We start from the raw sequence: 12,032 nt of genomic DNA, 5'->3' as shown, positions 1-12,032 counted from the left end.
GTACCCCCCAATCAGCCGGACTGGCTTCCCCGCTCAACAGATAGCACACTCCCGTGGCCCTCATGCGACTCTTGTCGGCTTTCAAGACGCAGCACCCAGACCCGCAGATCTGGTGGATGCTGCTCAAGCCTCGGAGTGATGGATTCCGTCCAGCCGCCAGACCATCAGGCGACAGCAGATCCACTCAAAGAGTGACGAACCGCCCACTGAGATGGAAACGCCCCTCAGCATGGGACAACCGCCCCTCCCGAACCGACCGTCGATAGCTGCCTCCCGCAGCCGGTGTCGCCTTGCCGCCGCTCCGGGGCCGGGACCGTTCGACTCACGCCAGACCGCCGATGCCGACTGAGCGCCGCCACCTACGGTCCGGACCCGGTGATACCGCCCCGTACCGCTTTTACCTGCGGCTGTGGGAGTTGCGCTGCCACGTTGCGGTGTGGGGCGGGTGTGCCGAAGCGGGCGCCGGCGACTGCCCCGACGTCCTCGACGGCTGCCTCACCGGCACCGGACTCACGCTCGCCCCACCCTGACGACACCACCCTTTGAAGGTCAGTAACAGCCACGGTTCGCCGTCACAGGACAGCCCTTCCGAGGTCCACGGACGTCGAAGTGGATGACGTTGACGGCGGTGTCGGAGCAGGTGTGCCGGAGGTGCCTGGCGTACCCGCAGTCCGTTCACTTCTGCGCACGCTCCTCCATACTCGCCCAGAAATGGCGGAGATCGCGCAGTGTCGTGCCCTGCCACCATGCCGCCTGACGCATGTTCAGCAGTTGGTGCCGGTCGAGAAGGTCGTGCTGCTTTCGGCAGAAGGCCTCGTGGATCTCGGGCCAGTATGATTGCGGGGCGCGCGGCGGGTAGGGACACAGTCCGAACTCGCAGCCCGGCGCGCAGGTGGACCCGGCCTCGCGGCTCCCGGGCATCGCCTTGGATGTGGGCCTCAGCGGATCCCGGCTGCCGGAGAGGCACGGCGGGATGTCGCTGCGCATCGTTCTCGCCATCGTCCCAGCTTGCCGGGTCGGTTCTTCCCCCCTGTTCGCGAGGGTGCTGAGCACCAGCACATCGGCGACCAACATTCGGGCCCGCGGATCCAGCACCCCCCAACCCGCCGACGACGGGATCCATAGACGCTGAATCTGCCGCATGGCGCTCTGGGCGGGGGCGTAGGAACCGACCTTCGACACCACATCCGACTCATCGATCCACAGATATTTCTGCGTTTCACCCAGGTGAAGCGCCATGACCGCAAGACGACCTGCCTCCGTCACGAACGGATGCTCCCGGCGTCCGTCCCTTCCGCCTTGCGGCTGTCCGGGCGGCCCAGCTTCTGTCCCGGCCAGCGTCAGCCAGCCGCGCACCATACTTCGGGCCTCCAGGATCGGGATGTCCTGACGAAGGGACCACAGCGTCAGAGCATGCAACACGGTGAGATGCGTGTACCAGTAGGTGGTGCGTTTGAGCACGTCCACCGCCTTGTCGAAGAGGAACTTCTTCGACGCTTCTCCAGCGCGGCTGACTCGCCTGTTCGCCGCGAGCTTGAATCCCTGCGCCAAGGCCACTTCCTCCGGCAGCGAGATATCGTGGTGCTGCTTGCCGGCGCCGAGGCGGTCGACGTACCAGTTGACACGCTCCCCCGCCTCGGTCGGAGTGGTACCCGCGACGAGCATGGGGGAGAGCCACGCCTGCATCGTGGCGTACCATTCGCCCGACCGATGCTTGATATCTCTCCGATGCGGAATCACCCTGACGGCCTCACTCGCCCCCTGGCCTATCTGAGTCGCCGCCTCGAGCCGAACCGGGTAGGAATGCTCCTCGGCGGCAATTGCCAACAGGTTCATGTAGAATCGCTGCCGCTGCGGGTCATCCTTTTCACGTATCGCTTCTCCGAAGCGACGTATAAGCCCGATTTTCGCCTCCTCCACCGTCCGCTGATCCTCTTCCGGGCGTTCCCTCTGCGACATCTCCCGCCATCTCTCCCCCAACTTCAATGCCAATCCTTTGAGGTGCGACGAACGGCATACATTGTCGATGTCGATGAATGCGGCACAACCCTCCAGTATTTTCGCTGTTTCCGTGAGCCCGGAGGTCACTGGGTCCCACATCAGCAGACGATTGCCCAGCCTGTATCTCATCTCTTCCTCGGTCAGCCGGTCCGAGGAAATACCCTCAAGAAGTTGCTCACAACCGGCACCGCCACCCATTCTGAGAATGTTGGCATACATCACCATTGACAGCAGAAATTCTCGACCTAGGTTGCGAAAAGCCGCACTGGAAAATGATTCTTCCTTTTTCATGACCTTACCGAGAATGCCCGCACCCAGATACGCCTGCACGATACTGTGCGGAAAACGCACTCCACTCTCGGAGAATTCCACGAGTCCGAGACGCGAGCCGAGCGTGACAGCCATGGGAAGATCAATTCCCGTACCGTGCGCATTGTCTCTCTGTTCCTGGTGAAGGAGACCGTCCTCGGTCAATCCCTCAAGGCTCACCACAAGCGTATCTCTCTTTAGGCCGCTTGCGGCAAGCAGCCGTATCTGTTTGATGACTGCCAAGCGGGTATCCCTGTCGATGGCTGCGTCCTCACGGACCGCCCCCTCCATCAAGGCCCTCATCCATTCCGTCAGCAGACGGCAGCGAAGTTCAAGTACTGCGGTACGCAGAACCTCGTTCTCTCCGGAGGCCTCCGGCCGGATCCGACCGATGCGGTCACAAGCGCACAACTCCCGTGCGATCTCCAGATACAGCGGAGACTCCACCAGTCGACCGGTACTCACGATCTGTGCCAGCAGATACTCGTCACGGCGGTACGGACTGCTGTCCAGCAGGTACCGGGCGGCCTCGTCCTCGTTCAGCGGCTCCAGGTCGGTGATGGAAGCGTCCATCCCTCTGAGTGGATCGTGCGGACGGGAGGCAATGACCAGCGGGAGTCCGTTGTCCCCTGCCTGCTTGACCGCGTCGCGGATCAAGGCGTCGCGCTCTCGCGAACTCTCGTGCTCGTTACCGCCCTCCTTGATCAGCACTTCCTCTAGGCCATCAGCGAGGACGAAGACTTCGCGATCCCCCCGGAGTCTGCGCCACGCCTTCTCCTCGTCCTGATCGGACTGGAGACGTGATTTCACAATCTTCCCGAATTCCTTTCGCCCTGACTCCTCGAAGTCCAGGACATCGACGCCAGAGCTCGAATGGATTTCCCGCAGCCGAACTGGAACAGGAACCAGTCCCTTCTCACTCAACCTCTTCGCCAGACGCACCAGAACCGCCGTCTTGCCCGTGCCGACACCGCCCATGAGCACCTGAGGGCGCGCGTCGTCCCTGCTCCGAAGTTCATGGATGATCGACTCGCACAACTCGTCACGACCGACGACATCACCGAATATCGCGCCCACCGTGGAGACGAGGGCCCGAGAATCTTCTCCAACCGTTCTCAGATATTTTCTCTTGGCACGCCGGAAACTGAAGAACAGGAAGTAAATATAGCCCACGAGGATCAACAGTACGGGGAATGAGAATCCAGTTACCGAGGCACACGCCAGCCCGTTCTGTGAACACACGTCCTCCGCCCTTGATAGTCCGGGAGCGTGCCCACGAGGGTTCGTGATGATGAGATAGATCGCGGCCGAAAGCCAGGCTCCAACAACTAGAACAGATATCAGCAACGCTGAGAAGAACGCCGCCTGACGCCATCTCGGGTTCCACGGGTAGTGTCTGTCACGGAACTCCCACAGCCGGTTGGTGAACGACATGCGTACGCCGGCCAGCCATTCATGGAGGACCCTGGCCACGCGCCGGACCCACACCCCCGGCTGACCCGGTTCCTGCGACTGCCGTCTCATCGGCTGGTAATTTGGATCTTTCATGAGTGCCTTCTCGGTCGAAGCGTCAAGGTCCGACTCGCGCGCAGGTACCCAATACCAGGTTCGGCGGGCCGGAGGGTGACGGCAAATCGATCTCGAGTCCCCGCCGCGGCCTGCGCATACCAACCGCTGCGGCTTCGGCCGCCCGCCAATCCAACCGAGCCGACGCACGCGTCTCCCCCGCCCAACCGCTTTTCCGTCTCAAGGCTGGTTGAGCAGTCTCAGGGCGTGGCAGTGAACCGTGCTGCAGCTCGATGATCTGCTTAAAGGATCACTTGCCTGGCGCCAGTCTCTGGTGGTTGCCGGACCAGCCGATGTCGAGGTCGAGCAGTGACGTGCGCGGTGTGTCGCTGCCCCAGAGGCCCAAACCGGTGGATGTCGATCACGAACGAAGGCGCCTGGCGGCGAAGGGATGGGCGCGGTGGGTGAAGGCGCAGCAGACTCTACTGCGGGATTTACTGCAGGGAGTGGCGACTTGATCGTTCCTGCGGTCGCTTCTCTGCTGTGTGCTCGCAGGGGGTGTATGCCGGTGATCTCGTTGTAGCCGAGGGACTGCCGCTCGCCCAGCGGGGGACGCCGTCCTGAGAACCCGGCCGAGCCACTCGTTTCACCAGGTCAGCCCGGCGTACGCCGTCCACGTCTCGTCCAGGGACACCGGTGGAGCGCGGGTCGCATCGGCGCGGAGCGGGACAGCACGCCGCACTCCCCGCCAGCACCAGAAGGGCCCCTGACCCGCACAATCGCAGGTCAGGGGCCCTTCTCAAGGTGTGGCGGCACGTGGATTCGAACCACGGTAGGCAAAGCCGACGGATTTACAGGCTGCGCGGGGCATGGCCTCTGAACTGGCCAGATGCCTGCGGGCAAACGACCTTCCCCACTGTCACCCCACGGGCACCCACGCCGACGAACACGCGCTCAGCCGCTCCGGCAGTCCCACAGGAAAGTGCCCCTGATTCGTAGGACTGGCGCCAGGCACCGGAGGTGACGGACTACGATGTTTGGCCCTGAATGAGCACAAAATAGGGGGGCGGAGTTGTTGACGGATGCCTTAATGGTGCTGGCCTCGACGGGTGGGGGTGCCGTGGTCCAGGCCGCTGGCACAGATGCGTGGCAGAGCTTTCGCAATGGTGTGGCCCGACTGGTGGGCCGTGGCGAAGCCGAGCGGGAGCGGCGGGAGCTGGAACGGCTCGACCGCACGCTGGCCGAGTTGGAAGCTGCGGGCGATGACCAAGAGGGGGAGCGGGTCCGGCTAACCCACGCGGCGGCCTGGCAGACACGGTTCGAGTCGCTCCTGGAGGAGGCCGCCGAGCACGATCGTGAGCGGATCGCCGCCAGCTTGGAAGCGTTGGTCTCAGCGGTGAACGGCGCTGCCGGGGATCGTCACGTGCACAACGACTTCCGGCACTCGACGTTCCACGGCCCGGTGCAAGGCAGCGGGACCCAGAACAACCACTACCATCAGCGGTAAGGCGAGCGGCTGTGGGGAGCAAGGGGAAGGCCGTCGGCGGCCGGAGCAAGGGCAAAAATAAGTCGGCGAGAGCTGGGAGTTCGGGCGGCCGTGCGAGGCCAGTGCCGCGCAACGACTTCCAGCACAGCCGGTTCGGCGGTCCCACCCAGGGCAGCGGAACACAAAACAACACCTTTGTGCAGCAGTATGCCCCCGTCCCGACAGCTCTAGCATCCTTGCCCCCACTTCCACCCGAATTCACAGGCCGTGACGACGACGTCGCTTTCCTCCTCGATGTCCTCGACCCGGCGCAAACATACCCTCGCACTGTGGCGGTCGTGGCTGGGCTCGCCGGAGTGGGGAAGACCACGCTGGTCCACGCCGCCGGTCACGCCGCACACGAGCGCGGCTGGTTCACCGGCGTGCTCCTGGTCGGACTGCGCGGATACGACCCGAGCCCGGCACAGCCGGAAAATATCCTCGACGCCCTGCTGCGCTCGCTAGGTGTGGAAGCTGCCCACATCCCGCCCACAGCATCGGAGCGCGAGGCTCTTTACCGCTCCGAGCTCGACGCTCGCGAGCGGGCCGGAGAGCGGCTCTTAGTGATCGCTGACAACGCATCCAGCGTCGAGCAGGTAAGGCTGCTTCTACCGCCCGGCAGACACGGCTTGCTCGTCACTTCGCGCCGCTCCCTGTCTGGCCTGGGGCGGCTGCGCATCCTGAACCTCCTCCAGCCGCAAGACGCCGTGACGCTGCTAGATGCGGCGTTGCGGAACGCCAACCCCGAGGACTCACGGGTAAAGGACGATCCTGAAGCAGCTGAACGAGTAGCTCTCGCCTGCGGTTGCCTTCCCCTTGCTTTGCAGATCACCGCCGCACTGCTGACGACTGATCCTGGCCAACCGCTGGCCGAGCGCGCCGATCACCTCACCAGCGGAGAGCAACGTTTGGAAGAACTGGACGACGGAGAACGAAGTCTGAGGGCCGCCTTCGACCAATCATTTGACCGCTTGCCGCCCCAACAGGCCGAACTCTTCACTCTCCTCTCTCTAAACCCGGGGCCTGACATATCCACCACAGCAGCAGCCGCCCTTGTTGGCCAGCCCGATCGATCCGTTGATCAACTTTTAGGCCAGTTGGCCACCTTCCACTTCATTCAGCGAAGCGCCACTCGCGGCCGCTGGCAGATACACGACCTCCTCCGCGAATACGCCACTGCACGAGCAGTGGCACGTGCAGCCACCTCTGGGCCGGCCCGGCGCCGTCACGACGAGGCCCGCACGCGCCTCATGAACTACTACACACGCACAACCCAAGCCGCAAGCGGATACGTCGACCGCTCTCAGAGGACAACAACGGCACGAGTTTTTGGAAACCGGGCGCGAGCACTTGAATGGCTGGACGCCGAACGCCCCAATCTCATTGCTATAACACACGCAGGGGGTGCAACACAGCAAGTCATGCATTTAGCAGTCGCTCTCGGACCGTACTTGGAGTGGCGGAGACAGCTTCATGATTTGGTAGCCATTCAGTCTCTCGCCTTGGACGTTTGCCGGGAAATTGAGGACAGGCACAACGAACCTAACATCTGGAACAATCTCGGCAACGCTCTTCATGAAGTGCGACGGTACGAAGATGCTATCCAAGCCTACGAGACCGCTCTCGCCCTCTACCAGCAGCACAACGACCCGGACAGCGAAGCCAACACCTGGACCAACCTCGGCTCCACCCTATGTGAAGTGCGACGCTTCGACGAAGCGATCACCGCCCACGAAAACGCCCTCGCCCTCCACAAAAAGCACAAAAACCCGAGCGGCGAAGGCAACGTCTGGAATCATTTCGGCATAGTTCTACGCGGCATGCGACGCTTCGACGAAGCGATCACCGCCCACGAAAACGCCCTCGCCCTCCACAAAAAGGACAAAAACCCGGACGGTGAAGCCAACTCCTGGCACAGCCTCGGCATCGTTCTACACGAAGTCCGACGCCTCGACGAAGCAATGACCGCCCATGAAAACGCCCTAGCCCTCTGCCAGCAGCATGGTGATCATTACCGCGAAGCCGGCGCCTGGAATAACCTCGGCATCGTTCTGCACGAAGTGCAACGCTTCGACGAAGCCATCACCGCCCACGAGACTGCCATCAGCCTCTACCAACAGCACAAGGATCCCCACCTCGAAGCCATCGTATGGGACAACCTCGGCAATGTTCTGCAAGAAGTGCAACGCTTCGACGAAGCCATCACCGCCCACGAGACTGCCATCAGCCTCCACAAAAAGCACAAAAATCCGAATGATGAAGCCACCGCATGGGAAAACCTCGGCGCCACGCTGCGAAAATCGAGGCGTTTTGATGAAGCAATTACCGCTGGCGAACGAGCCGTGGAGATGCTAAATGGAGCCAGAAATGGATTCCGAACGGGCAAGGCACTCGAAGAACTCGCCGAGACTCTGGCCGCAGCCCAGGTCGATAGCCGAAGGGTACAGGCGGTGTGGCTACGAGCGGCGGAGGAATACAAACAGGTAGAGGCTACGGAGGAAGCAGCCAAGGCTCTGGAGGAAGCAGAAAAAATAGCCTAGCAACGCCGTGTTCCAACATCATCAGGGAGCGGTACCGAACAGGCCACTGCCACTCAGCGTTTGACGCTGGCGGCCATTCTATTCGTGAAGCTAGCGGCGACGAGCCGCTCGTACGCAATGCTCACCTCGTCAGGCACCTTCTGTCGTATCATCAATCCCCTGTCAGGATAATTTTTGATGCGTTGAGCCGCACCAACCATCATGTCAATCACGAGCTTTGCATCCTGGATGGTCGACACATATTCGGAAAGCGTCAACGACGCTGAGATGCTGAGAAAATTCACGGAATCCCATAGCTTCCGCGCCGTCGCATATGCCCGTCGCTCTTCGTAGGGCTTACTGACCAAAAGGACTGATGCGACCTTGACGTGCGCCTCTTGGAGCAACGCTCGGCTGAATTCGATATTCTCGCCCGTGTTCCGGGCCCTCGGCTCAACGAGAACCTTCTCGGGCGGCACACCGAGTTCCAGCACCCGTTCCCGGTAGTGGACAGCCTCGCCCCGCGGCATGCGGTCCTTCGTCGTCGGGCTGTTGGCGCCCGTGACCACCAGGAGCGGGAACATGTCGCGGTGGTAGAGGTCCGCCGCCACGTCCGCCACGCCCAGGTCGTGGCTGCCCAGGGCGATGCCGACAGAGCAGGGGCGCGGCTCCTGGTGCATCTGGAGGTAGTCCCACAGGATTTCGGCGTCTGCCCAGTTCTGCTCGGTGATCACGGCTGCTGTTCCTCGGGCTTCTTGGCGGAGTCGGGGACCTTGAAGTCGTATGCCCAGGAGAAGCGGGATGCCGCGTGGACGCCGATGGCGTACTCCACCACCGTCCCGTCGGCCGTGTACGTCGTGCGGTGCAGCTCGACGACAGGCTCGCCGGCCGGGAGCATCAGGAGCTTGGCCTCTTCCGGGGTGGCGACCCGGGCGAACAGCTCTTCCCTCATGTGGTCGATCTCGTACCCAGCGTCGTAGAGGACACGGAAGCCGCCGCCCCGGCCTGCCGGGCCCGGCGTCGGGTCGACGATGCGCGTGCCCTCGACGTGCTCCGGGCGGTAGTAGCTCGTGAGGGTGTGCGTCGGCTGCTCGCCTTCCTTGACCAGCCGGGCCCGCGCGTAGACGTCACTGCCCTCGGGGATGCCATGGGCCGCGGCGACGGCGGCCGGGGCCGGCACCCGGCTGACGGTCTGCGTCTGCTCGTTCCGGCGGTACGAGCGGCCCGAGGCCACCCGGTCGGCGATGAACGCCACCTCGTCGCCGTCGCGCCACTTGGCCTTGTCGTACCGCTCGATGCCGATCCGCTTCAGCGGCGTCTGCGGCCGCACGATCGTGCCGTGGCCGCGTGAGGAGATGACAAGGCCCTCCGCCTCCAGCGCCTTATAGGCCGCGTGCACGGTCGACTTGGACCCCTTGCCCGACTCCACCAGATCGCGAATGTGCGGAAGCTGCTGGCCAGGGGCGTACTCACCACTGCGGATGCGTTCAGCCAGCCGGTCGGCCAGCTCACGCCACTTCGGTGCCATGCGGATCTCCTCTCACCAGCCTTAGTCAAACACAGTCCCAGGACTGTTGACAGTCCTGGGACTGTGAGGCATGGTTCTTCTCAGATCGCCGCAGTCCTAGGACTGTGGAGGCCAAGCCATTCGGAGGGCTTTCTTTGTGCTGCTCCGAAACGCACCGAATAGGGGCCCGGGACAGAGCGGGCCGAGGGACCCGGACCCCTGGTCAACCGGAGGGCACGAGACCGAAAGGTCACGTCTCTGCCTGATACGGGAGCACGCTCCCGAAGGAGACACCACACAACGCTTTCCGCAACTCAAGCGCTGCGGCCGGTTGCCTGATCCGCCCGTCTCGCACGGGCGGTGAGGGGGAGCCGCGTCAGCGGTTCAAAGGGCCGACATTCCGCCGTCACCGCGGCCCCTTGCACGACCTGTACCGACGGCGAGCGGGCCGAGCTGGTCCGCGAGAAACACCGAAGCGGCCGAACGCGCGGCGACGACAACGCCCGCCCCTGCGGCCGCTCACCGACCCTTCTTCGCTGGGCGTCCCCGGAGTTGGAGCTCCGGGGACGCCATTTCGGGCCGTCGAACTGAGAGGAACCACGACCCATGAAGGACGTTACCCCCGCCTGCGAGCCGCGGCTCGCGAGGCTCTTCGAGATGCACCACGAGCGTCTGGTCCGCGCGCTGCGGGCCCGCCTCGGGCGCTACGACTGGTACTTGGCCGACGTCATCGCCGACCGCACCTGGCGGCTCGCGGCCGACCGGCTCGACCGCCTGGCGGCCGCCGACGCCGACGCGTTCCCCTGGCTGGCCGAGCTGGCCCGGGCCGCGCAGGTGGCGCACTTCCGGGCCGCCCGCGCGTCCAAGACGGACGGCGGCCACGCCCGCGCGTACGTGCTCCCGTCCCTGTCACCCGCCCGGGCCGCCGTCCCGTTCGCCGTCAAGGCGTCCGTGCGAGTGCCCGACGGCGAACCCGCCGCGACGGGGGTGGCCGCGTGAGGACCGCCGCGAATGTGTGCCTGTTCCTGCTGACCGTGCTGAGTCTGTCGCTCGGCGTCCTGGCCGGCACCGTCGCGCTCGCGAGCCTGCTGACGGAGACGGCCGCGCGCATCGCGGCCGCCGCCGGCGACCGGTTCGCGCGGCGCTTCCGCGTCACCCCGTTCACGTCCGGGCTGCGCGACGAGATCGCCGCCATGCTCGCGAGCAAGGAGGCCCGGTGATGGCCACGTACCAGGAGGAACGCCGGGCGGACCGGGCCGCGGCCGCCACACAGGCCCGCGAGGACAAGCGCCTGCTGCTGGACGCCCAGCTCCAGGCCAAGCGGATCGACGCGGAGCAGCGCCGCCTGGACGCCGAGACGCGGGCGGAGCAGGAGCGCAAGGACAAGGCCGAGAAGCGCCGCCAGGAGCAGGCCGAGCGGCGGGCACGCCAGGCCGAGAAGGACGCCAGGAAGGCCGCGGCCGCCGCCAAGCGGGCCAGGCGCGTCGCCTGGCTGAAGGCGAACCCGGCAACGCTGTTCGTGGCGTTCGTGATGGTCGCCAGCATCGTGCCCGCCGTCATCTCGCAGGTGGGCGCTCTGGCCGGCGCCGGGGTGTACGGACCCCTGGCCGCGCTGCTCGCCGCGATGTTGGAGGGCGGCGCGTGGGCGATCACCTTTATGGGCAAGCAGGCCGAGGACGCGGGCCGCGAGACCCGCACGTACCGGATCGCCACCTGGCTGACCGCCTGTGCGGCCGCCGCAGTCAACCTCTGGCACGGCATGGAGGAGTACGCCGCGCATCCATGGGTGGCGTTCGTCCTGGGCGGCTCCAGCCTCTTCGCCATCGGCATCTGGGACATGAAAACCCACGGCTCCCACGGCCGTACGAAGGCGGAGAAGAAGGAGCAGGCGGCCCGCGAAAAGCACGCCGCCGACCGCCGCAGGCACCACAAGGACATCGTGCGTGAGGCGGACCGGCTGCTCGCCGCGATGCCGTACGGGGCCATCTCCGAGGAGGAGGCGTTCGCGGCCGCCTGGCGGATCCACCGGGGCGCCGAACCGGGGATGTCCGCCGAGCTGTACGCGACCGCGACGAACAGCCGCGTGCAGCTCGGCGCAGCGTTCGAACTGGGTGAGCACGCCCGGCCGGAACTGCTGCGCTCCGGGCTGCTCGCCGCCGCCCTGAACCCGCTTCCGAACGCCCTGCCGACACTCGGACGGGTGACGCCGCTCGCCGATCTGAGCGAGCCCGAGGAGGGCGCCAGTGTCACGCCGATCGGCGCCGCGAAGCCGCAGGTCGCGTCCCAAGTCCCCCCGGTCGAAAAGACGTCCGGGAAGGGGCCGAAGCCGAACCCGGTTCCGCCGTGCCGGACCAAGGGCGACACCCCGCCGTTCCACACCGCCGCGCGCATTGCGGCGGCCGAGACGGCCCGCCGTTCCGCGACCGCCCGCGTGAGCTGAGGGGAGGGCACCTGCGATGACCGACGAAGAGCGCGAGGAACTGAGCCGCAAGGTCGCCGAGGCGAACAAGCGCAGCGAGAACGGGAGCGGCAAATGACCACCGCGTGCGACTGGTGCGGGCAGGGCGACCACGACCCCATCAAGCCCCAGGACGACGACTGAGCGGCGCCACCCGCCCCGGCCGGGAAACGCCCGGCCGCCCCGAACAGACCCGAGAGGACGATC

At 65.1% G+C, this 12,032-nt stretch carries 8 protein-coding genes; 5 read left to right on the top strand and 3 right to left on the bottom strand.

Annotated features, from left to right (window positions below; translation table 11 throughout):
- Positions 1 to 675: 675 nt before the first annotated feature.
- Positions 676 to 3,483 carry a hypothetical protein gene (locus K7G61_RS22845; RefSeq protein ID WP_225848803.1) on the bottom strand — a complete coding sequence of 936 codons (2,808 nt, stop codon included), beginning with the start codon at positions 3,481 to 3,483 and terminating at the stop codon, positions 676 to 678.
- A 1,423-nt stretch (positions 3,484 to 4,906) separates the two neighbouring features.
- On the opposite strand from K7G61_RS22845, the gene K7G61_RS22840 reads away from it, so the two are divergent.
- Entirely contained in the window at positions 4,907 to 5,323 is a 417-nt protein-coding gene (locus K7G61_RS22840) for a hypothetical protein (protein ID WP_225848802.1), read from the top strand.
- A 317-nt stretch (positions 5,324 to 5,640) separates the two neighbouring features.
- Positions 5,641 to 7,881, top strand: coding sequence for a tetratricopeptide repeat protein (locus K7G61_RS37020; RefSeq protein WP_225848801.1), 2,241 nt, complete (start codon positions 5,641 to 5,643; stop codon positions 7,879 to 7,881).
- Positions 7,882 to 7,934: 53 nt separating this feature from the next.
- On the opposite strand, the gene K7G61_RS22830 is transcribed toward K7G61_RS37020, so the two are convergent.
- Together K7G61_RS22830 and K7G61_RS22825 are read right to left on the bottom strand one after the other, a co-directional pair.
- Complete coding sequence (locus tag K7G61_RS22830) at positions 7,935 to 8,594, bottom strand: YdcF family protein (protein WP_225848800.1); 660 nt, start codon at positions 8,592 to 8,594, stop codon at positions 7,935 to 7,937.
- Positions 8,591 to 9,388 (bottom strand): GntR family transcriptional regulator, encoded by a 798-nt coding sequence (locus K7G61_RS22825; protein ID WP_225848799.1) that lies wholly within the window; start codon positions 9,386 to 9,388, stop codon positions 8,591 to 8,593. Before K7G61_RS22825 ends, K7G61_RS22830 begins: the two co-directional genes overlap by 4 nt.
- Before the next feature lie 585 nt (positions 9,389 to 9,973).
- Here K7G61_RS22825 and K7G61_RS22820 point away from each other — a divergent pair.
- Genes K7G61_RS22820 through K7G61_RS22810 form a run of 3 tightly spaced genes read left to right on the top strand, consistent with a single transcriptional unit; the run spans position 9,974 to position 11,807 of the window.
- Complete coding sequence (locus K7G61_RS22820) at positions 9,974 to 10,366, top strand: hypothetical protein (protein ID WP_225848798.1); 393 nt, start codon at positions 9,974 to 9,976, stop codon at positions 10,364 to 10,366.
- Complete coding sequence (locus tag K7G61_RS22815; protein WP_225848797.1) at positions 10,363 to 10,587, top strand: hypothetical protein; 225 nt, start codon at positions 10,363 to 10,365, stop codon at positions 10,585 to 10,587. Before K7G61_RS22820 ends, K7G61_RS22815 begins: the two co-directional genes overlap by 4 nt.
- Positions 10,587 to 11,807 carry a hypothetical protein gene (locus tag K7G61_RS22810; protein ID WP_225848796.1) on the top strand — a complete coding sequence of 407 codons (1,221 nt, stop codon included), beginning with the start codon at positions 10,587 to 10,589 and terminating at the stop codon, positions 11,805 to 11,807. Before K7G61_RS22815 ends, K7G61_RS22810 begins: the two co-directional genes overlap by 1 nt.
- The last annotated feature ends 225 nt before the right edge of the window (positions 11,808 to 12,032 follow it).

This window comes from Streptomyces sp. HPF1205 (genome assembly GCF_020400825.1).
Taxonomy (GTDB): Bacteria; Actinomycetota; Actinomycetes; order Streptomycetales; family Streptomycetaceae; genus Actinacidiphila.
The sequence above is the reverse complement of the archived record's forward strand: the minus strand, read 5'-3'. Positions and strand labels throughout refer to the sequence as shown.

Excerpts from the sequence above, each read along its gene's own strand:
- K7G61_RS22820 (WP_225848798.1), top strand. The coding sequence starts at position 9,974 with ATGAAGGACGTTACCCCCGCCTGCGAGCCGCGGCTCGCGAGGCTCTTC.
- K7G61_RS22840 (WP_225848802.1), top strand. The coding sequence starts at position 4,907 with ATGGTGCTGGCCTCGACGGGTGGGGGTGCCGTGGTCCAGGCCGCTGGC.
- K7G61_RS22825 (WP_225848799.1), bottom strand. The coding sequence starts at position 9,388 with ATGGCACCGAAGTGGCGTGAGCTGGCCGACCGGCTGGCTGAACGCATC.
- K7G61_RS22810 (WP_225848796.1), top strand. The coding sequence starts at position 10,587 with ATGGCCACGTACCAGGAGGAACGCCGGGCGGACCGGGCCGCGGCCGCC.